Annotated in this window: 22 protein-coding genes; 9 read left to right on the top strand and 13 right to left on the bottom strand. The window is 65.1% G+C overall.

The genetic code is table 11. The annotated features are described in order from the left end of the window. Positions 1-13: 13 nt before the first annotated feature. From K2O51_RS21750 to K2O51_RS21725, 6 genes are all read right to left on the bottom strand, one after another. A complete protein-coding gene (locus K2O51_RS21750) occupies positions 14-1,471 on the bottom strand; it encodes a PQQ-dependent sugar dehydrogenase (protein WP_220630708.1) in 1,458 nt (485 codons plus the stop codon). A 68-nt stretch (positions 1,472-1,539) separates the two neighbouring features. Further along, positions 1,540-2,709: an MFS transporter gene (locus K2O51_RS21745; RefSeq protein ID WP_011297960.1), complete on the bottom strand. Its 1,170-nt coding sequence runs from the start codon at positions 2,707-2,709 to the stop codon at positions 1,540-1,542. 319 nt (positions 2,710-3,028) lie between these two features. Then, entirely contained in the window at positions 3,029-4,738 is a 1,710-nt protein-coding gene (locus tag K2O51_RS21740) for a CocE/NonD family hydrolase (protein WP_220630707.1), read from the bottom strand. A gap of 45 nt (positions 4,739-4,783) precedes the next feature. Further along, positions 4,784-5,872, bottom strand: a complete 1,089-nt coding sequence (locus K2O51_RS21735; protein ID WP_011297958.1) for a porin — start codon at positions 5,870-5,872, stop codon at positions 4,784-4,786. A gap of 34 nt (positions 5,873-5,906) precedes the next feature. Continuing rightward, the gene (fahA, locus tag K2O51_RS21730) at positions 5,907-7,217 is read right to left on the bottom strand and encodes a fumarylacetoacetase (RefSeq protein WP_220630706.1); all 1,311 of its coding nucleotides are present in this window, start codon (positions 7,215-7,217) and stop codon (positions 5,907-5,909) included. A 7-nt stretch (positions 7,218-7,224) separates the two neighbouring features. Next, positions 7,225-8,028, bottom strand: a complete 804-nt coding sequence (locus tag K2O51_RS21725; RefSeq protein ID WP_011297956.1) for a cyclase family protein — start codon at positions 8,026-8,028, stop codon at positions 7,225-7,227. 188 nt (positions 8,029-8,216) lie between these two features. On the opposite strand from K2O51_RS21725, the gene K2O51_RS21720 reads away from it, so the two are divergent. From K2O51_RS21720 to K2O51_RS21700, 5 genes are all read left to right on the top strand, one after another. Then, entirely contained in the window at positions 8,217-8,933 is a 717-nt protein-coding gene (locus K2O51_RS21720; RefSeq protein WP_011297955.1) for a TetR/AcrR family transcriptional regulator, read from the top strand. A 300-nt stretch (positions 8,934-9,233) separates the two neighbouring features. After that, on the top strand, positions 9,234-10,661 hold the full coding sequence (gene aspA / locus K2O51_RS21715) for an aspartate ammonia-lyase (protein WP_011297954.1): 1,428 nt from the start codon (positions 9,234-9,236) through the stop codon (positions 10,659-10,661). Between the two features lie 176 nt (positions 10,662-10,837). After that, complete coding sequence (locus K2O51_RS21710; RefSeq protein WP_011297953.1) at positions 10,838-11,455, top strand: RNA polymerase sigma factor; 618 nt, start codon at positions 10,838-10,840, stop codon at positions 11,453-11,455. Then, complete coding sequence (locus K2O51_RS21705; protein WP_140949522.1) at positions 11,448-12,131, top strand: anti-sigma factor family protein; 684 nt, start codon at positions 11,448-11,450, stop codon at positions 12,129-12,131. The genes K2O51_RS21710 and K2O51_RS21705 overlap by 8 nt, the downstream gene beginning before the upstream one ends. A 153-nt stretch (positions 12,132-12,284) precedes the next feature. Then, entirely contained in the window at positions 12,285-12,512 is a 228-nt protein-coding gene (locus K2O51_RS21700; RefSeq protein WP_041679612.1) for a hypothetical protein, read from the top strand. 127 nt (positions 12,513-12,639) lie between these two features. Here K2O51_RS21700 and K2O51_RS21695 read toward each other — a convergent pair whose 3' ends face one another. Further along, positions 12,640-15,081, bottom strand: a complete 2,442-nt coding sequence (locus tag K2O51_RS21695; protein WP_220630705.1) for a TonB-dependent receptor — start codon at positions 15,079-15,081, stop codon at positions 12,640-12,642. 163 nt (positions 15,082-15,244) lie between these two features. On the opposite strand from K2O51_RS21695, the gene K2O51_RS21690 reads away from it, so the two are divergent. The 4 genes from K2O51_RS21690 (at position 15,245) to K2O51_RS21675 (ending at position 19,620) form a co-directional block, all read left to right on the top strand. Continuing rightward, positions 15,245-16,657 (top strand): sensor histidine kinase, encoded by a 1,413-nt coding sequence (locus tag K2O51_RS21690; protein WP_220630704.1) that lies wholly within the window; start codon positions 15,245-15,247, stop codon positions 16,655-16,657. After that, positions 16,654-17,274: a response regulator transcription factor gene (locus tag K2O51_RS21685; RefSeq protein ID WP_220630703.1), complete on the top strand. Its 621-nt coding sequence runs from the start codon at positions 16,654-16,656 to the stop codon at positions 17,272-17,274. The genes K2O51_RS21690 and K2O51_RS21685 overlap by 4 nt, the downstream gene beginning before the upstream one ends. A 198-nt stretch (positions 17,275-17,472) precedes the next feature. Further along, on the top strand, positions 17,473-19,215 hold the full coding sequence (locus K2O51_RS21680) for a PQQ-dependent methanol/ethanol family dehydrogenase (RefSeq protein ID WP_011297947.1): 1,743 nt from the start codon (positions 17,473-17,475) through the stop codon (positions 19,213-19,215). Positions 19,216-19,299: 84 nt separating this feature from the next. After that, a complete protein-coding gene (locus K2O51_RS21675) occupies positions 19,300-19,620 on the top strand; it encodes a c-type cytochrome (protein WP_011297946.1) in 321 nt (106 codons plus the stop codon). Positions 19,621-19,693: 73 nt separating this feature from the next. Here the strand turns inward: K2O51_RS21675 and pqqE are convergent, their stop codons facing one another. The 6 genes from pqqE to K2O51_RS21645 all read right to left on the bottom strand — a co-directional run bounded on the left by pqqE (position 19,694) and on the right by K2O51_RS21645 (position 25,273). Then, positions 19,694-20,863, bottom strand: a complete 1,170-nt coding sequence (gene pqqE, locus K2O51_RS21670; RefSeq protein ID WP_011297945.1) for a pyrroloquinoline quinone biosynthesis protein PqqE — start codon at positions 20,861-20,863, stop codon at positions 19,694-19,696. Beyond that, positions 20,835-21,107, bottom strand: a complete 273-nt coding sequence (gene pqqD, locus K2O51_RS21665; RefSeq protein ID WP_011297944.1) for a pyrroloquinoline quinone biosynthesis peptide chaperone PqqD — start codon at positions 21,105-21,107, stop codon at positions 20,835-20,837. Before pqqD ends, pqqE begins: the two co-directional genes overlap by 29 nt. Beyond that, positions 21,104-21,796, bottom strand: a complete 693-nt coding sequence (gene pqqC, locus K2O51_RS21660) for a pyrroloquinoline-quinone synthase PqqC (protein ID WP_011297943.1) — start codon at positions 21,794-21,796, stop codon at positions 21,104-21,106. The genes pqqD and pqqC overlap by 4 nt, the downstream gene beginning before the upstream one ends. Further along, on the bottom strand, positions 21,793-22,710 hold the full coding sequence (gene pqqB, locus K2O51_RS21655) for a pyrroloquinoline quinone biosynthesis protein PqqB (protein WP_011297942.1): 918 nt from the start codon (positions 22,708-22,710) through the stop codon (positions 21,793-21,795). Before pqqB ends, pqqC begins: the two co-directional genes overlap by 4 nt. A 99-nt stretch (positions 22,711-22,809) precedes the next feature. Continuing rightward, positions 22,810-22,884 (bottom strand): pyrroloquinoline quinone precursor peptide PqqA, encoded by a 75-nt coding sequence (gene pqqA, locus K2O51_RS21650; protein WP_009277446.1) that lies wholly within the window; start codon positions 22,882-22,884, stop codon positions 22,810-22,812. A 367-nt stretch (positions 22,885-23,251) separates the two neighbouring features. Continuing rightward, positions 23,252-25,273, bottom strand: coding sequence for a sigma-54-dependent Fis family transcriptional regulator (locus tag K2O51_RS21645; protein ID WP_220630702.1), 2,022 nt, complete (start codon positions 25,271-25,273; stop codon positions 23,252-23,254). Positions 25,274-25,456: the final 183 nt, after the last annotated feature.

The following is a 25,456-nucleotide window of genomic DNA, read 5'->3' as shown; positions in this document are numbered from 1 at the left end:
CGGCCAATGCCACTTACGGCGTTGTGCGCTGCACGATGCGGTACACCTTGCCGCTGCCAGCCGATGTGGTCGGGTCGGCCAACACATAAATCTCGCCCTGCGCATCCATGCCGAACGACAGCACACTGCCGGGGATGGTGATGCCCCAGTCGAGCTGTTCCGCTGCCGCGTCGCGGAATGCGAACGAGCGCAGCCAGCCACTGCACAGGTCCGAATAGAGGTAACGGCCGCGTAGCGCTGGCATGGCGTTGCCACGGTACACATAGCCGCCTACGACGGCGCAGCCACCATTCGCATCGTGGTTGTATTCGAGTTGCGGCAGTGTGGTCCCATCTGGGCTGCAGGTCGGCGCTCCGAAGCAGGCCGACCCCTCCAGCCGGTTCCAGCCATAGTTCTGGCCACCGGATGCCGCTGCGGCGACATCGATTTCCTCGCGTCGATCCTGGCCCACGTCGGCAATGTAGAGCGTGCCGTCCGCGCGGTCGAACGCAAAGCGCCATGGGTTGCGCAGGCCGCTGGCCCAGATCTCGCCGCGACGTCCTGGCTGGCCAGTAAACGGATTGCCCGAAGCGATGGTGTAAGGCTGGCCCTGGCTGACGTCGATACGTAGAAGCTTGCCGAGCAGCGAGCCGAGATTCTGCGCATTGCCGGCCGGGTCACCGGTGCTGCCGCCGCCATCGCCTGTACCCAGATAAAGCATGCCGTCCGGCCCGAACGCCACCAGCCCGCCGTTGTGATTGCTGAAGTTCGGATGCGCGATGGTGAGCACGATCGTTGCGGCCGGGTCCGCGACATTGGCGTTCGATGCCGACACCTGGTAGCGCGCGATCGTGATGTTGCCGGCCGTGTCGGTGTAGTAGACGTAGAAGCGGCCATTGGCAGCATAGGCGGGATCGAACGCCATCGACAGCAGGCCGCGCTCGCCGTCGGTCGTGGTCAGTGCGGAAATATCGAGGAACGGCGTCGCCAGCATCGCGCCGCCCTGCAGGATGCGGATGCGTCCCGCGCGCTCGACGATGAACATCCGCGGGTCATTGGCGGGCGCCGTCAGGAATACGGGCATGGAGAGCCCGCTTGCGACTTCCTGCAGTGCCAGCGCGAATGGCTGCGACGTGCCGTAGGTGACCGTGACACTTGCCGTGCCGTTGCCGACGGTGACCTGTTGCGTGGTGGGCTGGGGAATGAAGTTCATCGAGTCGGCAAGCACATTGCCGGCCACCACGGTGTAGGTGCCGGACGCCAGGCCGGACAACGTGGCGCTGCTGCTCAGCCGTTGCCGGTAGCCGGCTGGCCCGCTCACGGTTACGTCGCCGGTGGCGCCCGACGGCAGGCCGTTGATGACGACGGCCAGTGCGCTGGCGGGCGGCGTGCCGAAGTTGATCGACACCTGTCCGCTGCCGCCGCAGGCTGCCAGGATGAGGGCCATAAGCAGCAGGGCGGCGTGCCGGATGGCGATTCGCGCACGTGTCATGAGCCAGCTCCCTCAGGGTCTCTCTAAGGAAGACTAGTCCACGAGAACGTGGAAATCAGATGATCACATTACGTTGTCGCCAGCGCCGGCGGCCGCCGCTGCGTGGCCACGGCAAACGCAATCTGCGCGAGGCCCGCCGTTAGCCCAAGCCCGACGCCAACCTGCCAGGCCAGCGTGTACGAACCCAGCGCGTCATACACCAGGCCACCGCCGAAGGCGCCTACAAAGCTGCCGATCTGGTGGCTGAAGAACGCCATGCCGCCGAGCATGGCCTGCCAGCGCAGGCCGAAGGTCTCGCCAATCCAGCCTGCAACCAGCGGTGCCACGCCGAGCCACAGGAAGCCCATCACGGCGGCGAAGACCAGCGTGCTCGTCGGCGTGGGTGCCGACGAGAAGTACCACGTCAGCGCCAGTGAGCGGATGGTGTAGATGCAGCCGAGCAGCAGCAGCTTGTTGACGCGCCCGCCGGCCCAGCCGAAGAAGATGCTGCCCAGCACGTTGAAACCGCCGATGACCCCGAGCGCCTTCGCGCTCAGCATCGGATCCATGCCGCAGATATCGAGGTAGGAGGGCAGGTGCGTGGTCAGAAAAACCAGCTGCATGCCGCAGACGAAATACGCCATTGCCATGACCAGGAACGGGACGTGCCGCAGCGCGGAGCCGAGGGCCTGGCGCGCGTTGTCCTGGCCGGTGCCGTGCGGCACGCTCAGCGGCAGGCGGTCTACGCGTCCGGCGAACCAGGCCGCGGGCAGCATGACCAGTGCGAGCAGCACGAACGCGGCGATGCCGGTGCGCCAGCCGAACGATTGCGCTACGACCTGGCCGATCGGCGCGGCAATCAGCGCGCCCAGCGATCCCGCCCCCGACACCAGTCCCAGCACGGTGCTGCGCATGGCGGCCGGAACCGGACGTGCCGCCACGGCCATGGAGATCGCGCTGCCCGTGCAGGCCATGGACGCGCCAATGGCCACGCCGGCGCCAAGCGTGACGCCGGCCAGGCCATGCGATGTCGCCAGCAGCACCAGCCCGACCACATAGAGCAGCGAGCCGCCCATCATCAGCGGCCGGAAGCCGACACGCGCGGCCCACGCACCTGCGAACGGCTGCAACAGCCCCCACGCCAGGTTCTGCACGGCAATCGCCACCGTGAAGTCAGACACCGAGATGCCGATGTCCTTCGTCAGCGGGGGCATGAAGATGCCCAGGCTCTGCCGCAGGCCCATGGCCAGGCTCAGCATGACAGAGGCGCCCAGGAGGATGGGGAGCGCAGGGCGGAGCGCGTCGAAGCGGGATGGCACGGCGGGATGTCTCGGGTCGTTATTGTTGTCCCGGCGGCATCTCGCAGATCGGCCTGAAGATTAAGCAAGCGCTGAATTCACCGGGTGAAGCCAGCGTAGGGGGTGGCCAGGCGGGTGTCAATGTGAAGCACAGCCGCCTGGCGGGCGGGGCTGCATGTCTTGTGCGGCTATCGGTCAGGCCGCTGCGGGTGCCGCCCATGCGCCTCACCGAAAGGAGGCCAGACAATCTCCTCCTGAATCGCTCCTCGTGGACGACCGGTCAGGTCGCCGGAATAACAGGCAGCAAGATGTGCGCCGCGTATTCACCGCCGCAATGGAGGGACGTCACGCCGCCAAATCGCTCCTGGCTCCTGTCGGCCGGATGATCGTGCAGCATCACGGAACAACCCCGCAGTTCCTTGCCGTACAGGCGGGGATGAGGGCCCGGCAGATCATGCTGGAAGTCGGAGCTGCCCACCGTCAGCACGAGCCGGTGGCCCCTCGGAAACACGAAGCAGGTTGGCCAGATTTCGACGTGGACTTCGTAGACTTCGCCAGGCACAAGCGGCTGGAGTTCGTCGTGCGCATGCACGGGCTGGTACGGCGTGGATGCCTGCCGATCCAGCTTGCGATGCGACGCCCTCAGCCAGCCCTGCGTGATGGGGGCATGGGGCTCGACGGAACCGAGCACCAGGTGTTCCTTTCCGTCCGGAGCGAAGGCGCGCACCGTCAGGAACAGGTCGGCATCGGTGGCGGTCGACGAGATATAGAGCGTTGCGGCCAGTGGGCCGGTCATTTCTGTATCGTGTTCAAACGGCGCCGTGCTGAAACTTGCGTTGCCGGTGAGTCCATCGAACGACTGCAGCGATGTGGCTTTGCCCGGTTCCGGCTGCAATGCAAGGGTGTCCGCGTTCAGATACATGCGGGTCCACGCGGTGCGGGCCAAGGGCCATTCGAATTCGGCTCGCTCGACGAATTTGTCCGTGTGGCGCACCTGCAGTTTGATGGGCGGCTCACGGTCCCAGCCGTTGTCTTCCCCCTTGAGGAAGTGGTCGAAGAACCGGCGCTGGAGCGCAACCCCATAGTCGGTATAGAACTCGGTCCAATGCTCCAGGCCGTGCATCTCCAGCCATTTTTGTTTCGATCCGGCGTGCAGGTACCCCTCGATGTTGCCGCGCATGTGCAAGCCCTGGCCGCCCCAGTTTCCGCACGAGAGCACAGGCACTTCCACGGCCGCCAGGTCGGCGCGCCTGCCGTCGAAGTAGTCCGCCGAGATAAGTTCCGAGCCGACCTGCATGGCATCGATATCGACGCGGTTGGCGATCAGTTGTTCGTCGCTGAGTTCCGCCGGTCCGGAAATCGGCACGCCGTTGTTGGGATTCACATGCCCACGGCTACCCAGGCCGTGCTGTACATTGGTCACCTGCATCGGATACCACTCCGTCATGAAAGTGTTCAGGATCCCGCCGTGCCTGACGACGTCCCGGTAGAAGTCGCTGAACCCTTCGAACGGGCAGATGGCCGCCAGATGCGGCGGGCGCGTTCCCGCGACGATCCATTGGCTGGCCGCGTAATAGGACACACCGGCCAGCCCGATCTTCCCGTTGCTCCAGGGCTGCCGCGCTGCCCATTCGATGCAATCGTGAAAATCCTGCGCCTCGCGCGGGGAGAATGAATCAATGACGCCGGGCGACCGGCCGGCGCCGCGCGAGTCCACGCGAATGCAGATGTAGCCCAGCGGCACCCATCGTTCCGGATCCGCGGTTTCCCAGTTCGCGTACTTGCCGCTGCTGCCCCTGAGGACTTCCGGGTGTTTTTCCGTGAGCGACTGCCATTGCGTGGGAAACCCGGCCTGGAAGGGCAGCCCCTTGGCGTAGGGCCCGTACGACATCAGCACCGGATAGCGGCCTTCCTCTTCCGGCCGGAAGACGTCGGCCCGGACTAGCAGGCCATCGTCCATGAGGATTTCGACATCCCAATCGATTTGCATGTCTGTCTCCTGTCTGTATGTGTCAAACGTTAGAGCGTTGGAGCGTTAGAACTTCTCGCGCATGCCCAGCGCAAGGCTGGTGCCGCTGCCCTTTCCAGTGACCTTGTCGAACATCGTCAGAATGTACAAGTCCGTGCGCTTCGACAGGGCATAGTCATAACCGCCGGCAAGTCCGTGGCGGCGGTAGTCCGGCATGGCGTCGCTACGCACGCGCGAAGACACCGCCGAGGCCAGGAGCCTGCCGCTGCCGAGCGGAATCTGTGCGCCGACTTGCAGCGTATCGGTCGACGTCGAGGCACCGCTCGTGCTGGTGTGGGCATACTCGGTCATGAGGCGGATGGTTTTGAAGTCATAGGACAATCCTCCGACCATGGCAGTCTGCGCCCAACTTCCGGCGGGAAGTCCGGGACCGACCCGGGTCCTCTGAATGGCGAACGTCGCCGAGAATGGCCCGCGCTCATAGAGCAGCATGCCGACCGCATTGTTCTGCGAGTTCGTGCCTGACTGCTCGCCAAGGCTGTACAAGCCCCGGAATGAAAGCCCCGCGAATTCTGGCGAGTAGTAGCCCAGCGCGTTGTTCCATGCGGTGTCGCCGGCAATGTATCGGCCTTGCTGGGGCGTCCACAGCACGTTCTCGAGCGGGGAGAACTTGGTCGATCCGGAAAACGCATCGAAGAGCGCGGTAGCCAGGTATGTAGGATTGGCGAGCCGGCCGAGACGCACTTCGCCAAAGCCATTCTCCAGGCCAACGTAGGCATTGCGTGCAAAGAGCCCGTCGGTAGGCGCGCGTCCGTTGGCACCGGTGTCCGCAAGGAAGAATCCCTCCAGGCGAAAGTTTGCCTTGATCCCGCCGCCCAGGTCTTCGCTGCCGGTCATGCCCCAGAAGGACGTCTGCATGCCGCCGCTTTCCACACCCGCCGCGGAGCGCTGTCCACTGAGATGGGTCACGCCGACATACGCATCGGCGAGCCCATATAGTTGTGCGAGCTGCGCGCCGTTCGCATGGGCTGCACACGGCATGGCGATGAGCACCAGCGTGTACCACTTCGCCCTGGGCGGTGCGCCTTTCGGATTCCTGCGCCGGCTGGAAGCCGTGCCTTGCCTGGCACAAGCCGGCTGTCGTTCCTTGGTCAAGTCGATCTCCTCCGTCGTGGTTGCTTCGGTCTGGTCAAAAGGCAGGGGCCGCCATTACGGTCGCGTAGTTGAGGCCGAAGCCGATGCGCGCAAAGCCCTCGCGCTCGCACCCGCCACGGAACACGACCGTATCGCCATCTTCAAGAAATCCGCGTTGCTCGCCGTCGCCGATATCCACGGGTTGCGTCCCGGATACCGTCAGTTCGATCAGCGCTCCGGCCTCGCCGGGGGTGGGGCCTGAAACGGTGCCGCTGCCAAGGAGATCGCCGGGCTGCAGGTTGCAGCCGCCCACGGTGTGGTGGGCAATCATCTGACCCAGCGTCCAGTACTGGTGACGAAAGCTGGTGTGCGTCAACGTGCGCGGCTTGCGGCCCTGCGCCAGTTGGCGCGCGCTGAGGATCGCGGCTTCGAGCCGGATGTCAAACGCGCCATGCGCAGCGTTGGCGGGGGCGTGGAGGTAGTCGAGCGGCTGCGGGCGATCGGGCGCACGCATCCAACCCCGGCGATAGGGCAGCAACGCTTCCAGGGTCACGATCCACGGCGACAACGTCGTGGCGAAGTTCTTGGCGAGAAAGGGCCCGAGCGGTGGCATCTCCCAGGTCTGGATGTCGCGCGCGGACCAGTCATTGAGCAGGCACAGGCCGAAGATGTGCTGCTGCGCCGTGGCCAAAGGAATTGGCGTCCCACGGGCGTTCCCGATGCCGATCACCGCGCCGACTTCGAGTTCGTAGTCAAGGCGTTGGCAGGGTCCATACACGGGCGCAGAGTCTTGATCCATGCGGTACTGGCCCATCGGCCGATAGACCTGCTGACCACTGACATCTATCGAAGACACGCGGCCGTGGTAGCCGACGGGCAGCCAGTCGAAGTTCGGATTGACCTCGATGCCGAACTGGCGGCAGCAATTCACGGCGTGGTCCAGCGAGGTGTAGAAGTCCGTGTAGTCGCCAATACCCACGGGGACGGCGTGCTCGGCATCCGCCTGCGGCACGAGCGCTTCACGGACCCGCCGTTCCAGCAGGCTGCCATCCTGTAGCAGCGCAAAAAGTCCATGACGCAGGGCCTGCCAGGCTTCCGGCCCTTGCTCAAGCAGGCCATTGAGCGTGGGTACTGCCGCAGCGCGCATGGCGTTGGCGACACGGTCCTGCAGTCCGGGAAGCGACTCGAGCGCGGCCAGGTCGACGATCTGGTCACCGATGGCTACGCCGCCACGCCACGTTTCAGCGCTCCCTTTGCGCCGGAACACACCAAGCGGCAGGTTTTGCAGGGGGAAATCGGTGCCTGCAAGATTGGCCGAATCCAGCCAGCTGCAGCGCGATGCATCATGCGTGTGGTTCAGTTCCATGGCGATTTCACGCAGCGTTGAGGGCGTCGTCGAAGATGGCCACGGCACGGGTCCAGCCCGCCGAGGCGCCGCGAATCTTGTGAGGAAAACACGAGATGTAGAAGCCGCGCGCCGGCAGCGACTCGAGGTTGTGCAGCTTCTCCAGGTGGCAATAGCCGATATTGCGGCCCGCCTTATGGCCTTCCCAAATCAGCGAGGCATCGTGCGTCCGCGCATACCTTTCCGCGGTATGTGCGAACGGCGCGTCCCAGCTCCACGCGTCGGTGCCGGTCAGGCGGACGCCGCGCTCGAGCAAGTACATGGTGGCTTCAAAACCCATGCCGCAGCCCGACGAGACATAGTCGGCGTGGCCGTAGCGCTTGCCAGCACGTGTATTGACCACCACGATTTCCCGCGGCTTGAGCACGTGGCCTATGCGGGCGAGTTCGGCCTCGACATCGTCGGCGGTGACTACATAACCGTCGTCCATGCCGGTGAAATCGAGCTTCACGGCAGGCTGGAAGCACCACTCGAGCGGCACCTCGTCAATGGTGATGGCGCGTTCTCGTTGCCCCAGCGATTCGTTCATGGTGCTGTGGAAGTGATAGGGAGCGTCCAGGTGCGTGCCATTATGGGTATTGAGCTGGACGTGCTCGATCGCCCAGCCTTCGCCGTCGGGGAGGTCCGACGGCTGCAATCCCGGGAAAAAGCCCGTCACCTGCGCGGCGGTGGAGCGATGGGACAGGTACTCTATCCGTGGGCCAAAACCGGGCGGGTCGGAAACGACGTCGTTTTCCAGGTAGATCGAGAGATCGACAAAGTGGCGGGGCATGGTGCGTCTCCGGTGTTTGGCCAGGCGTGGGCTGCGCCTTTGAGTTTGACTGACTGTACGATCGTACAGTACGAGCTTTGGCGAACTGTACGCTCGTACAGTCAAGCGGTGCACTGGGGTAAACGCGGGTGCACGAAGACGTGATGTGAGGTTCGCTACAATGGCGCGTCCAGAACGACGGAGGCAGCATGGAAGGCAGGGAAGCGCGGAAGTCAGCGGCCGGGGCGCGGAGCAAGGCGCGCAAACCAGCGCAGGAGTCGCCGGTACCTGAGGCGAGCAAGCGCGAACGCGTGCTCGATGCTGCGGAACGACTCTTTGCTGAGGGCGGCTTCGACGGCGTGTCGATGCGCGATATCGCGGCCGCCGCGGATGTCGGCCTGCCGCTGATCGTCTATCACTTCGAGACCAAGGGGAACCTGTACCGCGCGCTCTTCGAGCGGCGCAAATCGGTGTTCGAGGCGCGCGTGGCGGCACTGCGCGAACCGCTGGCGGACGGCGAAGATCCTATCGAGCACATCGCGCGGGCGTTCGTCGAGCCTGTGATGCGGATTCAGGAGACAGAAGGCGGCCTCGCCTATGCCAAACTGGTCGCACGCGAAGCCTCGGATCCGAAGGAGGTGGAGCGTGGCATCGTGGCCGACTACTTCGACCCGTTTGCCGTTGAATTCGCCAAGGCGATCCGCAAGGCGCTGCCGGGAAACGGCACAAGCTATCCGCACTGGGCCTATCTGTTCGCTGTCGGCGCGCTGGTCATGAGTGTGTTCGACAGCCGCATCGAGCGCATCTCCGCAGGCAAGGTCAAGGCCGGCGACACGCGGCGCAAGTCCGAGTATCTGGTGAGTTTTATTGCGGCAGGGATTCGCGCCGGTGCAGAGCCGAAACCATCAACGCGTGCGAATTCCTGAAGAGATCCGCGCTGGTAACGGGAAGCCGCGATACCACGTATGGGCAGGTGACCAAGCCACTGCGGAGGCGCCTGGTAATCCATTGCTACAGACGTAATACGGCAAAAGAGTGAAAGCCGAAAGTTCATCGCATCCGGCCCCGGGTATTAGCGCCAATAGCAGCACTTATGCGATTTGCGCATAAACCTGCCTCGACGTGCCGCAGGCCATGAAATCTCGGCATTGAACGTAGCGGTGGAGCAGCCGATTCCCTAGACTTCTGAAGGAAAGCTGAAGCCACTTTACGCGAGGAGCGCGACCATGACTGCCGGACCCTTCAGAACCGAACATGACCTGCTGGGCGACCGGGAAGTCCCGGCCCAGGCTTACTACGGTGTCCACACCCTGCGCGCCGTCGAGAACTTCCCGATCACGGGCACGCCAATTTCCATCTACCCGGAACTGATCAAGGCGCTGGCCGCGATCAAGCAAGCCGCGGCGCAAGCGAACCATGAGCTTGAGCTGCTAGACCAGGCACGCTGCGACGCGATCGTCGCTGCCTGTCAGGAACTGATGGCCGGAAAGCTGCACGATCAGTTCGTGGTCGACGTGATCCAGGGCGGCGCTGGCACCTCGACAAACATGAACGCCAATGAGGTCATCGCCAATCGCGCGCTCGAGCTTCTCGGGCATCAGAAGGGCGAGTACCAGCACCTGCATCCGAACGAACACGTCAATATCGGCCAGAGCACCAACGATGTCTATCCGACCGCGTTGAAGGTCGCGACATGGTTCGGCATCCGTGGGCTTGTGGAGGCCATGGCGGTACTGCGCCAGGCGTTCGAGGCGAAGGCCGAGGAGTTCGCCCACATCATCAAGATGGGCCGCACGCAATTGCAGGATGCGGTGCCGATGACGCTCGGCCAGGAATTCAGCACCTATGCCGTGATGCTCGGCGAAGACGAGGCGCGCTTGCGTGAAGCCGCGATGCTGATCTGCGAGATCAACCTCGGCGCCACCGCCATTGGCACCGGCATTACCGCGCACCCATCCTATGCGCCGGTGGTGCTGCGGCGGCTGCGCGACATCACTGGCATTCCGCTTGAGACAGCGCCAAACCTGATCGAAGCTACGCAGGATTGCGGCGCCTTCGTGCAACTGTCCGGCGTGCTGAAACGCGTTGCGGTGAAGCTTTCAAAGACCTGCAACGACCTGCGGCTGTTGTCGAGCGGCCCGCGTGCGGGGCTGTGCGAAATCAACCTGCCGCCGATGCAGGCCGGCTCCAGCATCATGCCCGGCAAGGTGAATCCGGTGATCCCCGAAGTCGTGAACCAGATTGCCTTCGAGGTCATTGGCAACGACGTGACGGTCAGCTTCGCAGCCGAAGCCGGCCAGCTGCAGCTCAATGCGTTCGAGCCGATCATTGCCCACAGCCTGTTCAAGAGCGTCAGCCATCTGCGCAACGGTTGCCTGACGCTCGCCGAGCGTTGCGTCAAGGGCATCACGGCAAATGCAGATCGGCTGCGGGCTACCGTCGAGAACTCGATCGGGATCGTCACGGCGCTCAACCCTTACATCGGCTATGCGAACGCAACAGCCGTCGCGCAGGAAGCCCACGCCACCGGCGGCAGCGTCTATGAGATCGTGCTGCGCAAGGGCCTGTTGTCGAAAGAGGAGCTTGACCACATCCTGCGGCCCGAGACGCTGACACAGCCCGTGCCGCTCGATCTGCATGGGAAGTCGCACTGAAAGATTGGGGCGGCAACTCTGTCTTCTCATTTTCCGCCACCAGCGGTATTTGCCGCCGCCGGTATACCTCCTCGCGCCGCATTCTATTCCCGGATCCGGATTAATAAAAATCCGCAACGCCGGGAATAAATCCCGTTTTCTGGCGGTTCTACACAGGCCGGGAACAGGAGAGCGCCGTGATAGCAACCGACAAGTCCAGCCGCTTCGCGCAAGTGGCGCTGCCGCATCTGGATGCCGCCTACAACCTGGCGCGCTGGCTAAGCGGCAGCGCAAGCGATGCAGACGATATCGTGCAGGATGCCTATCTGCGCGCATACCGATTCTTCGACAGCTTCAACGGCGATGGCGCGCGCGCATGGCTGCTGGCCATCGTCAGGAACACGTGGTTCAGCGAATGGCGCCGGCGGCGTGATGCGGCGGACGGGACGCCTTACGACGATACGTTGCATGGCGATGAGCGATTGCCCGGTTGGGTCGACGATATCGGCACCAATCCGGAAATGCTTGCGGTGCGCCACGACGAAGTGCAGCTGGTCCACCGGGCGCTCGAACGCTTGCCAGTCGTGTACCGAGAAGTGCTTGTCCTGCGGGAACTCGAAGACATGAGCTATCGCGATATCGCTCTGGTTGCCGATATCCCGATCGGAACCGTGATGTCGCGGCTGGCGCGCGCGCGTCACATGCTCTGTGCCGCGGTGCGCGCCGAGCAGGCCAGGGCGCATAGCCATGTCGGCGGCAGCGCGCGTCTTCAGGTGCCGGTGCAGGACCATTCGATGGGAGCGAATCATGGATGACGATGCGATGGAAAACTCGCTGCACGGCATGCTGCACGACGGATCGCTCTATTACCGTGCGCCGGCGCATCTGTCCGCGCGCGTGCTGGCCGCCCTGCCACGCGAACCGCGGCCCCGTGCCACCCGCTTGGCCCGCTTCACCTGGCCCACGCTGTCTTCGGGCAGCGCGCTGGCGTGGGCTGGCGGCGGTCTGGCTGGCGTGGCGGCCTCGGCGCTGTTGGTCGGTGCGTTGATCTTCGTGCGGCCGCCTCCGCCCGATGTGGGGCAGGAGATCCTTGCGAGCCATGTGCGCGCGCTGTTGTCGCAGCACCCGATCGATGTGGTCTCGACCGACCAGCACACCGTCAAGCCGTGGTTCAACGGCCGGCTCGACTACGCGCCGCCCGTCATCGATCTCGAGGCGGACGGCTTTCCACTGGCAGGCGGCCGGGTCGACTATGTCGACCGCCGCACCGTCGGCGTGCTGATCTACCGCTACCAGAAGCATCCGATCGATCTCTACATCGTGCCGGCAAAGAACGGCGAAACGGTAGCGGCAAGCTATTCCACTGACGGATACGCGGTGGCGCGCTGGCACCAGCACGGCATGAACTTCTGGGCCATCACCGACGCGGAGCCCGCGCACCTGCAGGCGTTTGTACAAGCACTGCAAGCTACGCAAAGAATGCGGGAATAAAAGGCGCGTGGCGAGCGTTTTACTGGTGCACGGCGCCTGTTCCGCGAGGTCCAGGATCTCTACCAGGACAGAGCGTCGTGCAGCCGAGGCAAGGTCGAGGTAACGATACGCCGTGTGCCTCGGTCCCTGCACTTACCGCATCTGGAGACTGTCATGAAATTCCTGATTCCACTGGCCGCTGTCGCGCTGGCATCCTTCGCGTCCCAATCCAATGCCTTCGCTGGCCGCACCGAAAGTGCCTGCACCGATTGCAATACTCACGTCGCGGGGCCACGCGATCCGTTCACCGACGGCGCGAAGACAAACAATTTCGATGTCTTCACGGACAGCGCGAAGATCACGGATCCGCGCGATCCGTTCACTGATGGCGCTCACATCTGAAATCTGGCTCTGGCGCCGCCGCACGGTAACCGAAATAGAGGGTTCCTGTGCGGCGACCCCAAGCCAGACGAACACGAAGCACAGCCAATCCGCGCGCAATTCGGATCGCGCTATCCCGAGAGGGCTGCTACATCTTGTACACCACGCCCAGCCAGACGCTGCGCGGCGCTCCCGGGGCCACGAACAACGACGTCGCGCTATCTCCCGGCGCGACATGCGGCTGCACGAGGTTACCGCCAGGAAACACGTTGTTAGCCAGTTGGCCGTAGGTCTCGTAGCGCCGGTCGAACAGATTGGCCACGCGCGCATAGACCTCGAACCGTTTGCTCACCTGGTACGCCGCCCGCAGGTTGACGGTGGCGTAGCCGGGCACATGCCAGTCCGCCGTCTTGGGCGGTTGACCCGGCTGCGGATCGCTGCGCAGTCCGTCTTCATTGCCGCTGGCGACGCTGCTGGATACGGCCACCACATCGGCACCCAGCGTGAGGCCCGCCAGCGCCTGCCAGTCTATGCCGAACTTGAACGAATGGCGCGGCACGCCGGCCATGCGCATGCCGGGGTGAACGTCGATGGTGCGCTCGCCTGCCGCCAGCTGTCCGTTCGCCTGGTAGGTCGCCTGCAGATAGCTGTAGCCAAGGCGCAGCGTGACATCGCCGACCCGATGGTGCGCGGTGAGGTCGAGGCCCTGGTTGCGGGTACGGTCGAAGTTGGCGAAATAGCCGAACTGGGTGTTGGGCGCGCGCAGGAACAGGATGTCGTCGTGGTTGTCGATGCGATAGAGCGTCGCGGTGACTTCGGTGTCCTTGCCGCGGCGCCAGCGCACGCCGGTTTCGAAGGCGTGCGAGACCACCTGCTTGAGATAGGGGTCGGCCTGCAGCCCGGCCGGCAGACGGCACGGCTGCGCGGGGTCGGCGCAGCCGAGTTCGAGAACCGTAGGCACGCGGTTGTTCTGCGCGTAGCCGCCGAACACCGTGACGCCAGCGCCCAGCTTCTGCACCAGCCCGAGCGCGGGGTTGAGGTGGCGGTAGGTAAAGCTCTCGCGCGGCTGCTCGGTGCCGTCGCTGTTTTGCAGGGTATTGCTCACCGTGGCAAGGTTCCATCGCGCCGATGCCGTCAGGAAGGTGCTTGGCGTCACCGACCAGGTGTCGGACAGGTACACGCCGAATGTGCGCGCATTGCCGCTGACGCCGGAGACCAGCGCATTGGGCGCATCGGGATCGGCCACGGCGCCGCGGTCGTCGGTAAAGGTGCCAGGCTGGGCGTATTGGGAATAGGTCAGGCGGCTGCGGTCCAGCGTCGTGCCGGCGTTCAGCACGTGGTGCTCGGTCTCCTTGGCCAGGCTCAACGCAACGCCGACGGTCTGCTGCCGCATATGCGTGGTGTTGATGATGGCGGGGCGCAACGCCGCACCTTCGGCCCGGGTCACGCCGCAGCCATCACCGCGTGGGCTGCCGTCGGCGTTGAAGCCATCCTCGCAGGCTTCGATATAGGTTTCGTAGTCAGGGTTGACGTCGCCGTTGGCGGTGTCGCGCCGGCTGGTGCGCACATAGGCCAGGGCGGCGGCGCTGGTCTTGTCGTCGAACCAGTGGCGGCTGTTGACCGCGACCTGTGTGACCTGGTTGCGGGTCTGGTCCGGATAGGTGTAAACCGCGCGGCGGTTCGTCTGGTAGAGGTCGGCCTCCGTCCCATTGCCGCTGGCATGGAAGGCCGGTACCAGCCCGTTGCCGGTCAACGTGCTGCTGCCGTGCAGCAGCGACACATCCACGCTGTTGGTCTCCCCCGCATAGCCAGCCTTGGCAAAGACGTTGCCGAGCCGTCCCGACGAGTTGTCGCGCCATCCATGTTCCTGGAACAGCGTGCCGGCGGCGAAAGCGTGCCAACCGCTGTCGCTGCGCACGCCGCCTGAGAGGTCGGCGCGCTTGCGGTTGCCGCTGCCATACGAGAGGTCGGCGGTGAAGCCCGGCGAGTCCAGGCCGGACCGCGTGGTCATTGCCAGCGCACCGCCGAGGCTGTTCAGGCCGTAGGCCGGGTTGGCGCTGGAGACCAGCGAGACGCTTGACAGCGCGGCCTCGGGAATCATGTCCCAGCTGATCACATCGCCGAACGGTTCGTTGACGCGCACGCCGTCCAGGTAGACCGAGAGGCCTTGCGGCATGCCCGGCATAGACGAAGCGCGGTAGCCACGGTACGTGATGTCGCTCTGGAACGGGCTGCCCTGGATATCGTTGACGTTGACGCCGGCCAGGTTGCGGGCCAGGTAGTCGGTCAGGTTGCTCGCGCGCGTGCCATCGAGTTGTTCGCCGCGCACGGTCTGCACGGTGTAGGGCACCAGGTCGCTGTCCACGCCGATGCCCGGAAGCGGCGCGGTGGCTACCACCAGGACTTCGGGCAGCACCGCGCTGTCCTGCTTTGGAGCAACGGTGTCCTGTTGTGCAACAGCCGGCCGCTGCGCCAGCACCGCAGCGGCCATGGCGATGATCGTGGTGGCACGGCTACAGCGCCTGCCCCGGTGCGCCGCGGCGTGACGGTTGGCCTGCGATAGCGGGGCAGGGAACGGGTTGGCTGGCATCTTGCATCTCCTCCGGAACACGGGTGGGCTGCCTGCGTCGGGCAACACCTGGTCTGATCTGAACAAACTGAGTGCAGGAGCGAGCAGGTTCCATACCGCCCGCGTCGGGAAAACCTCCTGACCTGAGCCCTGCCTGCGCCCCATCCTGCGGAGGAGCACCGCCATGACGATGTCCCGCTTTCTGGCCAGCCGAGCGTTGTGGCTGGCTTGCGCGTGCCTGGGCTGTGCGCTGCTGGGAGCCCTGTGGCTAGCACGGCAGGCAATCGGCGAAGAGCGCAGCGGCGCAGCCGCGACAGCGCAACTGGTTGCGCGGCTGTCGGCACTGCAGGCCGCCGGACCGGCCGAACGCGCGGCGCAGCTCGCTGCGCTGCGCGCCATCAATCAGTCGGCGCGGATGCGCCATCTGCGGCTGCACGTCGAGGATGCCGCTGGCCGCGTGCTGGTGGATGCGACACCCAAAGGCGACCTGGTGCACGCAGAAAGCCAATGGGAGATCCGCGCGCGCGATGGCACCGTCTATCATGCGGCGCTGCGCTGGAACCCGGACAGCGAACTGCGTGAGGCGCGCGGAGACGTCGTTGGCAACCTGGCCATGCTTGGGGCGTACAGCGTGCTGTTGCTGTGCTGCTTGTCGTGGACGGCGCGGCGCGCGTTTGCGCCCTTGCAGCAGATCCTCGATGCCATAGGCCACTACGAACGCAAGGACTACAGCGTGCGCCTGCCCGCCATGCACATCCGCGAACTGGATCAGGTGCGCCGGGCGTTGAATCATCTTGCCGGCGCGCTAGCGCAGCACCAGCTCGAGCGCCGGGCGCTGAGCCGCAAGCTGCTCGATGCGCAGGAGTGCGAGCGCGCCAGGCTGGCGCGCGAGCTGCACGATGAGTTCGGCCAGGTGCTGACTGCCATGCGCGCGGACGCCACCTACCTGGTACGCAAGAGCGCGCATGCGCCGATGCTGCAGATCGTGGCCAACGATCTGGCCGGGCACTGCGCCCGGATCCAGGACGAAGTCCGCCACCTGTTGCACCGGCTGCGCCCGCATGGCGGGCAACCCGACGGACGCGTCGCCTGCCTGCCGCGGTTGTTGCAGGACCTGGTCCGGGGCTGGCGCGGACAGCCAGGCCAGGCGGTGGGGCTCGATTGCGATGTCGACCTGGGCGGCGCCGTGCTGGATCCGGATCTGACCCTCACGCTCTACCGGATGACGCAGGAGGCGCTGACCAATGTCATGCGCCATGCCGGCGCCAGCCGCGCGTCGATCTGCATTGTGCGACGCGGCAATGAAGTCCGCTGGTGCGTGGAAGACGATGGCTCGGGCATAGGCGACATCGCCGCAGCGATGCAGCGCAGCCACGGCTTGCGGGGCATGCAGGAACGCGCGTGGGCGCATTGCGCCACGCTATGCATCGGGGCTGCGGAGGGCACCGGGGACACGCGCGGCTGCCGGCTGAGCGCGGCCTTTCCGCTGCCTGCACCAGCGCACGACACGGCGCAGATCCCGCAGATCCCGCCAATCCCGCCAATCCCGCCAATCCCGCCGGTCCCGCAAATTCACCAGGGGAGCCAGCCAGCATGAAAACGATCGACATAGTGATCACCGATGATCACGCAGTGGTGCGCACCGGCTACCGTCGCCTGCTGGAACTGGACGAGGGGATGCGTGTGGTGGCGGAGTTCGGCGATGCCGATACTGCCTACGACTGGCTGGTCCGCAATCGGGCTGACGTGCTGATCCTTGACCTTTCCATGCCCGGCCGCGGCGGCCTGGAGATGCTCCAGCGGCTGCGTATACGCGTTCCCGCGCTGCACACGCTGGTGTTCAGCATGCACGACAGCGCCGCCATCGTGATGCAGGCGATGCGCGCCGGGGCGGTTGGCTATCTGACCAAGAACAGCGCGCCGGAGGCGCTGGTGGACGCTGTACGCAGGGTGGCGGGCGGCCTGCGGGTGCTGTCCGATGACATCGCCGGCCTGCTCGACACGGGTGGGCAGCCGCCGCACCTTGCGTTGTCGCCGCGGGAGTTCGACCTGTTCCGTCAGTTCGCGCGTGGCACCGCGCTTGAGGACGTCGCTGCGCGCTTCTGCCTCAGTACCAAGACCGTGGCCAACTACCAGACGCTCATCCGCAAGAAGATGGGACTGGCCAACCGCATCGAGATGCATCGCTATGCGGTGGAGCATGGTTTCGGTTGACCGGCCAGGCTGTTGGCGGTTGCTCAGTTCTGGAGCAGATGCAACGCAGTGTTGCGCGCTGACACGGTCGCACAGCGCTTTGCGGCCGCAGCCGGCCGGTTTTGGCGGCGATTCGATTGGCATGGGAATTGCCGACTGCGTGTCGGATGCATGGCGCAGTGGTGCGCCGCGGACACCGAGAACAATGAGGAGATGACAATGAGGACGTTACGACTAATGATGGCCGTCGCGACCGCCGTGGCCAGTCTGGCCACTCAGGCGGCAGTGACCGATGCCATGATCGAGAACGATGCGAAGAGCCCCGGCGACGTGTTGTCATGGGGCATGGGACCGCAAGGGCAGCGCTATTCCGGCCTCACGCGCATCAATACCAAAAACGTCGGCAACCTGGTGCCGGCGTGGTCGTTCTCGTTCGGCGGCGAGAAGCAGCGCGGGCAGGAAGCGCAGCCGCTGATCCACGACGGCAAGATGTTCGTCACGGCGTCGTATTCGCGCATCTACGCGCTCGACCTGAAGACCGGCAGCAAATTGTGGAAGTACGAACACCGCCTGCCGGAAGGCATCATGCCGTGCTGCGACGTGGTCAATCGCGGCGCGGCGCTCTACGACAACCTGGTGATCTTCGGCACGCTCGATGCGCAACTGGTGGCACTGGACCAGAAGACCGGCAAGGTCGTGTGGAAGGAGAAGCTGGAGGACTATGCAGCAGGCTATTCCTATACGGCGGCGCCGCTGATCGTCAAGGGCATGGTGCTCACCGGCATCTCGGGCGGCGAATTCGGTGTGGTCGGCCGCGTCGAGGCCCGCGACGCCAAGACCGGGCAACTGGTGTGGTCGCGCCCCGTGGTGGAAGGCCATATGGGCTACAAGTACGACAAGGACGGCAACAAGACCGAGAACGGCGTGACCGGCACGGAGAACGCAAGTTGGCCCGGCGAAACGTGGAAGACCGGCGGTGCCGCCACGTGGCTCGGCGGCACCTATGATCCGGCCACCGGTCTCGCTTACTTCGGCACCGGCAACCCCGGCCCGTGGAATAGCCATATCCGCAAGGGGGACAACCTCTATTCGGCGTCGACGGTGGCCATCGATCCGGCCACCGGCAAGATCGTCTGGCACTACCAGAACACCCCGAACGACGGCTGGGATTTTGACGGCGTCAATGAGTTCGTGACCTTCGACCTGGACGGCAAGCGCATGGGCGGCAAGGCCGACCGCAACGGCTTCTTCTATGTCAACGATGCGACCAACGGCAAACTGGTCAATGCCTTCCCGTTCGTGAAGAAGATCACGTGGGCCACTGGCATCGACCTGAAGACCGGCCGGCCCACCTTCAACGACGAGGGTCGCCCGGGCGATCCGGCCAGCGGCGCCGACCCGAAGAAGGGCAAGTCCGTGTTCGCCGCGCCCGGCTTCCTGGGTGGCAAGAACCAGCAGCCAATGGCCTACAGCCCGCAGACGGGCTTGTTCTACGTGCCGGCCAACGAATGGGGCATGGATATCTGGAATGAGCCCGTCAGCTACAAGAAGGGCGCCGCCTTCCTGGGTGCCGGATTCACCATCCATCCACTGAACGAGGACTACATCGGTTCGCTGCGCGCCATCAACCCCAAGACCGGCAAGATCGTCTGGGAGGTCAAGAACAACGCGCCGCTGTGGGGCGGTGTGATGACCACCGCCGGCGGGCTGGTGTTCTGGGGCACGCCGGAAGGCTACCTCAAGGCCGCCGACGCCCGGACCGGCAAGGAGCTGTGGAAGTTCCAGACCGGCAGTGGCGTGGTCGCGCCGCCGGTCACCTGGGAAGAGAACGGCGAGCAGTATGTCGCCGTGGTGTCGGGCTGGGGCGGTGCGGTGCCGCTGTGGGGCGGGGAAGTCGCCAAGCGCGTGAATTTCCTGGAGCAGGGCGGTTCGGTGTGGGTGTTCAAGCTGCACAAGGGCTGAACGACAGGCAGGTTGATGGCTGGAGACGCTGGCATCCCTGTGCGGATGCCAGCGTTCTCGCAACGCGAAACAGTGGGATACGGTATGAAGATCGAATGGATGGCGCTGGTCGTGGCTTCGCTGCTGCCTTGCGCGGCACTGGCGGGCACTGCGGCCGATATGCAGGCCGTGGCTGACAAGAATGGGTGCTTCGCTTGCCATGGCATGCAAGCGAAGGTGATCGGCCCGGGATTTGCCGAGGTGGCGGCCAAGTACAAGGGTGACAGCCAGGCGGCCGATCGTCTGGGCAAGAAGATCCGCGAAGGGGGCAAGGGCGTGTGGGGGCCCGTTCCAATGCCGGCGCACGGGAATCTCGGCGAGGCGGATGCCCGGAAACTGGCGGAATGGGTGCTGAGTATCGGGTAAGCGGTATGGTGGTCCGCGGCACGACCGTTGCAGTTTGTCGTGTCGGGACCCGCCCATCAAAACATCGCTTGTGTCATTCGTTCCCGCTGCTCAGCCGCAAGGAATTGCCATCGCTGCGAAACACCATCGGCTGCACATCGGCGTGCCTCTGCGACGCCGCCAGCCTGCCTTGCAGCACGATCTCCCTGACTTTGCCATGCTCGCCAGAGCGCTCGCACACCGGATCCGTCGCGGCGGCGTCGCCAGTCAGCAGTAGCGCCTGGCAGCGGCAGCCGCCTTGGTCCTCCTCGCGATGGTCGCATGAGCGGCAGGGCTCCTGCATCCACGCGGTGCCACGAAAACGGCGGAAGGCCTCGCTGTCGCACCAGATCTCCCGCAGTCCTTGCGTCGTGACGTTCGGCAATGCCAGGCCCGGCAGCATGCGCGCCGCATGGCACGGCAGCGCAGTGCCGTCGGGCGCCACGCCAAGGAAGGTTGTCCCCCAGCCATTCATGCACTTCTTGGGCTTGCCTTCGAAGTAGTCGGGCACCACGAACAGTATCTGGCACTGCTTGCCGATGCGCGAGCGGTATTGCCTGACGATGTCCTCGGCTTCAAGCAACTGCTCGAGCGTCGGCATCAGCGCAAGACGGTTGTGCCATGCCCATCCGTAGTACTGCGTGTTGGCGAGCTCCAGATATTCGGCGCCCATCTGCAGCGCCATTTCGATGATGGTGCCGACATGGGGCAGGTTATGCCGATGCAGCACGCAGTTCATCACCATCGGGTAATCGTGCGCCTTGATCAGCCTTGCCACGCGCTGCTTCAGGTCGAAGGTGCGCGTACTGGAGAGGAAGTCGTTGAGCTCGCGAGTGGAGTCCTGGAAGGACAGCTGGATATGGTCCAGCCCCGCTTCGCGTAGCGCAGCGAGCCTCGCGTCGGTCAGGCCCACACCAGAAGTAATGAGGTTTGTATAGAAGCCGAGCCCATGCGCATGCCGCACCAGCGTTTCCAGGTCCTTGCGCAGCAGCGGCTCGCCGCCGGACAGCCCGAGTTGCACCGCGCCCAGCGCTCGGGCTTGCGTGAATACATCGCACCATTGCCCGGTGCCGAGTTCGGCCGTGTGCCGGGCATAGTCCACCGGGTTGGAGCAGAACGCGCAGTGCAGCGGGCAGCGGTAGGTCAGCTCGGCCAGCAGCCACAGCGGCGGGCCTGGCCGTTCGGCGGCACGGGGCTCAGACAAGCCAGCCGCGTTCGGTCGCATGTTTGACAAAGGCGTGTACCTCCGGGGCGATGCCCTGCACGCTGAATGCGGCCTGCAGGTCGTCAATCATCATGTCCAGCGTATGACTACCGTCGCAGCGCTGCAGGATGGCGGCGGCGCTGTCGTTGAGGGTCACCATGCCTTCGGGGTAGAGCAGCACCCAGCTCTGCTGGGCCTCTTCCCACTGCAGGCGGAAAGTCCGGTGCAGGACCGGACGGGCGAGGTCTGGCGGATCGGTCGTCATGGGTTGGCTAGCTGGATGGCATCGAGCATCGACCACAGCACGTCGAGCTTGAATTGCAGGATATCGAGCGCGCGTTGCTGTTGCTCCGGTGTACGGAAGTAGCCCAGCGTCACGCGCAGGCCGTGCTCGACGTCGCGCTGCGCGAGCGGGATGCGCGAGCGAAAGTAATCGAGCCCGGCGGCCTCGATCCAAGGGTAATGCGTGGGCCAGCCCGCGAGCCGCTCCTTGTGGATCTCCGGGGCAAACATCTCGGTGAGCGAGGAGCACACGGCTTCCTGCCACGGCGCTCGCCGCGCAAAGTTGACATAGGCGTCGACGGCAAAGCGCACCCCTGGGAGCACGTGCCGATGGTCAAGCAATGCCGCGCGCTCGAGCCCTATGGCTTGGCCCAGCCGCAGCCAGGCTTCAATGCCACCGGGCTGGGTGTCAGTCCCGTCGTGGTCCAGGATGCGTACCACCCACTCGCGGCGCGTGTCGCGCTCGGGGCAGTTGGCAAGGATGGCGGCGTCCTTCAGCGGGATATTGGCCTGGTAGTAGAAGCGGTTGGCGACCCAGGCGCGGATCTGTCCCGGCGAACACAATCCGGCCGCCATGCGCTGGTTGAACGGGTGATGAATGTGGTAGCCGGTTTCTTTGGCGCGCAGCCGCGCTTCGAACTCCGCGGGACCCGATGCGGTGGAATATGTCATAGCGTGATCTCCATGCCGTCGTATGCCAGCTCGATGCCGTGCCGCGCCAGCACCGCGTGCTCCGGCGAGTCTTCCACCAGCACGGGATTGGTATTGTTGATGTGGATAAGGATCTTGCGGCTCGCGGACAGCCGGTCGAGGATTTCGATCATGCCACCCGGGCCAGACAGCGGGAGATGGCCCATATCGGCAGCAGCCTTCGTGGAGAAGCCGAGCGACCGCATCTCGTCCTCGCGCCAGAACGTGCCGTCGACCAGCACGACGTCGGCGCTGCGCAGTTCTGCGAAGACATGGTCGTCGACGCTGCCCAGGCCTGGCGCATAGAAGGCGCGGCGCCCGCTGTGGCGGTCTTCGATGCGCAGGCCGATGTTGTCGCCGAGGCGCGGCGCGTGGCGCCCCGGCGAATAGGGCGGCGCCTTGCTTTGCAATGGCACCGCGGTGAGCATGACGCCGTCCAGCGGCGGCACGGAGAACGGCGTGCCGTCGCAGGGCAAGGTATGCGTCTGCAAGCCGCAGTAGTGCGACAGCAAGCGGGTGAGCGGAAACGCGTTGCTCAGGTCGTCGAGCACTGCGGCCGTGGCAAACAGCGGCAAGGCCTGGCGATGCTCGCGCAGCATCAGCAGGCCGGTGACGTGGTCAATCTGCGCATCCATCAACAGCACCGCGGCGATTGCCGTATCGCGTGGCGAGCGGGCCGGCTGCAGCGCGGGCGTCTGGCGCAGTTGCTGCAGGATGTCGGGAGACGCGTTGACGAGTATCGAATCCGGTCCGTCGCCGGACAGCGCAATCGATGATTGCGTGCGCGGCGTGGCGTGTACGGTGCCGCGGCGCACGCCATCGCAGTTGTGGCAGTTGCAGTTCCACTGCGGAAAGCCGCCGCCGGCGGCCGATCCGAGTACGCGGATAGTTGTCATGGCGCGAGCGAGTCGAAGTGGGTCATCCAGGCGCGGGGCGGGCGTGCGGTTCCGGCATGCCGGAACCGCACGCCGGCACGCCGCCGCGTGCAGCAGGCTTCAGCGGTTGGCGATGTACATCGTGATTTCGAAGCCCAGCCGCAGCTCGGTATAGGCAGGCGTGGTCCAGTTCATGTCTCTCTCCTTGGTTGGCATCGTTGGTGAATATCGTCTTGGCGCGACAGCGGGGCTGCCGCGTTACCCAAAAGGCAACATCCATGCCCAGACGCATTTCCAACTTCCATCTGCGGTGAACTGTGACTGCGGGAAGCGCGGAGGCATGCGTGCGCTGCCGGACTGGGGGGAGAGATGGCTGGCGAGGGATGGCGACGTGGCCAATGCCTTTCAGTCGCGCGGCGGCGGCCAACACATGCTGCGACGCATCAGGCCATACGGTAAGCGTTTACCGCACGCACGCAGTTGCGTGCTTGCTGTGTCACGACTGCTTCAGCGTGAGACACCTGTTCAGAAATGGGACACTGCTGTTTCGTGCCGTTCGGGATCAGCCTGGGGGTTGCGACAGCGCGCGCGCCTCTTCCATCTTTCGATAGACCGTGTTGCGCGATATCCCCAGCGCCTTGGCCGCCGCCGAGATATTGCCGTGGTGCGCATTCACCGCGGCGACGATGGCAAGCGCTTCGACCTCGGCGAGCCGCGTGGGCTGTGCGGCCCCCTGCCCGACGGGCAAAACCGCGGATACCGGCGCCGCCTGGGCCGCCGTCGTTGCTGCCTGCTGCTGGCGTTCGCGCAAGTCGTCCAGGAAGTCGTCGGGCAGGTGGTCTTCCGTGATCTCGGCTTCGCCTTCCGCCATCAGCCGCGCCGTGCGCAGCAGGTTGCCGAGCTGGCGCATATTGCCGGGCCAGTGATATCGCCGGAACAGTTCCATCACGGCATCGCTGATGCGAGGTGGCTCGCCGCTGGCATGGCCCTGGCTCTGATCCTGGCGCAGCAGCTTGCCCGCTACCACGTCGAGATCGCTGCGCTCGCGCAGGGCTGGCAGCCGCACCACAAGTCCGTTCAGGCGGTAGTACAGGTCTTCGCGGAACTGGCCGCTGGCGACCATCTCGCGCAAGTTTCGGTTGGTGGCGCACACCACCAGCACATCCACCTGGATCACCTTGCTGCTGCCCAGCGGCTGGACAGCGCGTTCTTGCAACGCGCGCAGCAAGCGTCCCTGAAGATGCAGCGGCATGTCGCCGATCTCGTCCAGGAACAGCGTGCCGCCGTTGGCCAGCAGCATCTTGCCGATGCCGCCTTTCTTGCGTGCGCCGGTGAAGGCGCCTTCCTCGTAACCGAACAGCTCCGATTCGATCAGGTTCTCCGGGATCGACGCGCAGTTCACCGCAATGAAGGGGCCCGCGTGGCGCGGGCTGTCGGCATGGATGGCGCGTGCCATGAGTTCCTTGCCCGTGCCGGTTTCACCCAGCACCATCACCGGGATGTCCTTGCCGATGACCTTGCGCAGCTTGCCGATCACGGTCCGGACCTGTGCGTCGCCCGTGTCCAGGTCAGCCAGCCCTTCGGGCTTGGCGGGGGCAGGGCAGAGTCGCCGCGGTGCCGCGACGGCATCTGGCGTGGTCGCGGGCACATCCGCGCCGGCCATCGAGGCGGGACTGGCTTTCCATTCCATGCGCGCGCTGACCTTGACGCCGCTGGGCAGTTGCAACTGCACGATACCAGCCGGCGCGCCGCGCACGGCATCGAAGAACAGGGACAACGGCATCCCGAACAGCGAAGAGAAGGTATGCGCCTGCAGCGCCTTGTTGGTCAGGCCCAGCTGGAAATGTCCGCTGCGGTTCGACGACAGGAAACGCCCGCCGGGCGTGAAAGAGACGATACCTTCCACGAGCGTGCCCAGGAACTCCGCGCGCGAATGAAAGTGGATGCAGACCATGTCGCGGAACGCGCTGCCGAACAGCTGGTTTTCGATCATCTGTGCCGACATCCGCACCAGCGCCATGGTGTGCTTGTGAAAGCCACGCTGGTCGCCCGTCACATCGAGCGCCCCGACCGTCTTGCCATAGGCGTCAAGGATGGTCATGCACGAGCAGGTCAGAAACTGGTTGGCCTCCAGGAAGTGGTCCGCGCCGTGGACCAGAGTGGCGCGGTTCTCGGCCAGCGCGGTGCCAATGGCGTTGGTGCCGCGGCTTTCCTCCGACCAGTCGGCACCGGCACGCAACGCCACCTTGTCGGCCCGCGCGAGGAAATCGTCGTCGCCCAGCGAGTGCAGGATCAGGCCGTCGGCGTCGGTCAGGATCACCATGCTCTGCGTGTTCACGATCTGGTCGTAGAGCGTTTCCATTACCGGCAGCGCGTAGGTGAACAGCGACTGGCTGCGTTCGATGCGCGTCTTCAGCTCGCTTTGGAGCACCGGGCAGAAGTCCGGCGACTCGTACGGGCGCAGGCCATAGGAGGCGGAACGCTGGTGGGCCTGCGCGATCAGTTCGGCGCGCTCGGGTTGGACAGCCCCGTCGCCCGTCTCGCCGGAGATGGCAGGGCGAGTGGGCTCCGCTGGGATGGTCATGTCTGGGTCTCCTATGAATTCGCCCGCGATCTTTTGCGCGGGTCGCTGCCGGCCTTCATCGCCGTCGCCGGGCAGGCCGTCGACAGTGTGGCGCCATGAAGCAAAACGCTTGCCAGAGTGTGGCATTCCGGGACACCGCTGGGGCGATGGTGCGCCGCACACGCCGCCGCGAAGCCCCGGAAA

It is taken from the genome of Cupriavidus pinatubonensis (assembly GCF_019602855.1).
Taxonomy (GTDB): domain Bacteria; phylum Pseudomonadota; class Gammaproteobacteria; order Burkholderiales; family Burkholderiaceae; genus Cupriavidus; species Cupriavidus pinatubonensis.
Note: the sequence above shows the minus strand (reverse complement) of the source record. Positions and strands in the feature narration are given on the sequence as shown.

What these genes read in the sequence shown, in the direction of transcription:
- K2O51_RS21750 (WP_220630708.1), bottom strand. Translation starts at nt 1,471, where the DNA reads ATGACACGTGCGCGAATCGCCATCCGGCACGCCGCCCTGCTGCTTATG.
- K2O51_RS21745 (WP_011297960.1), bottom strand. Translation starts at nt 2,709, where the DNA reads ATGCTGAGCCTGGCCATGGGCCTGCGGCAGAGCCTGGGCATCTTCATG.
- K2O51_RS21740 (WP_220630707.1), bottom strand. Translation starts at nt 4,738, where the DNA reads ATGCAAATCGATTGGGATGTCGAAATCCTCATGGACGATGGCCTGCTA.
- fahA (WP_220630706.1), bottom strand. Translation starts at nt 7,217, where the DNA reads ATGGAACTGAACCACACGCATGATGCATCGCGCTGCAGCTGGCTGGAT.
- K2O51_RS21725 (WP_011297956.1), bottom strand. Translation starts at nt 8,028, where the DNA reads ATGCCCCGCCACTTTGTCGATCTCTCGATCTACCTGGAAAACGACGTC.
- K2O51_RS21720 (WP_011297955.1), top strand. Translation starts at nt 8,217, where the DNA reads ATGGAAGGCAGGGAAGCGCGGAAGTCAGCGGCCGGGGCGCGGAGCAAG.
- aspA (WP_011297954.1), top strand. Translation starts at nt 9,234, where the DNA reads ATGACTGCCGGACCCTTCAGAACCGAACATGACCTGCTGGGCGACCGG.
- K2O51_RS21705 (WP_140949522.1), top strand. Translation starts at nt 11,448, where the DNA reads ATGGATGACGATGCGATGGAAAACTCGCTGCACGGCATGCTGCACGAC.
- K2O51_RS21700 (WP_041679612.1), top strand. Translation starts at nt 12,285, where the DNA reads ATGAAATTCCTGATTCCACTGGCCGCTGTCGCGCTGGCATCCTTCGCG.
- K2O51_RS21695 (WP_220630705.1), bottom strand. Translation starts at nt 15,081, where the DNA reads ATGCCAGCCAACCCGTTCCCTGCCCCGCTATCGCAGGCCAACCGTCAC.
- K2O51_RS21690 (WP_220630704.1), top strand. Translation starts at nt 15,245, where the DNA reads ATGACGATGTCCCGCTTTCTGGCCAGCCGAGCGTTGTGGCTGGCTTGC.
- K2O51_RS21685 (WP_220630703.1), top strand. Translation starts at nt 16,654, where the DNA reads ATGAAAACGATCGACATAGTGATCACCGATGATCACGCAGTGGTGCGC.
- K2O51_RS21680 (WP_011297947.1), top strand. Translation starts at nt 17,473, where the DNA reads ATGAGGACGTTACGACTAATGATGGCCGTCGCGACCGCCGTGGCCAGT.
- K2O51_RS21675 (WP_011297946.1), top strand. Translation starts at nt 19,300, where the DNA reads ATGAAGATCGAATGGATGGCGCTGGTCGTGGCTTCGCTGCTGCCTTGC.
- pqqE (WP_011297945.1), bottom strand. Translation starts at nt 20,863, where the DNA reads ATGCGACCGAACGCGGCTGGCTTGTCTGAGCCCCGTGCCGCCGAACGG.
- pqqD (WP_011297944.1), bottom strand. Translation starts at nt 21,107, where the DNA reads ATGACGACCGATCCGCCAGACCTCGCCCGTCCGGTCCTGCACCGGACT.
- pqqC (WP_011297943.1), bottom strand. Translation starts at nt 21,796, where the DNA reads ATGACATATTCCACCGCATCGGGTCCCGCGGAGTTCGAAGCGCGGCTG.
- pqqB (WP_011297942.1), bottom strand. Translation starts at nt 22,710, where the DNA reads ATGACAACTATCCGCGTACTCGGATCGGCCGCCGGCGGCGGCTTTCCG.
- K2O51_RS21645 (WP_220630702.1), bottom strand. Translation starts at nt 25,273, where the DNA reads ATGACCATCCCAGCGGAGCCCACTCGCCCTGCCATCTCCGGCGAGACG.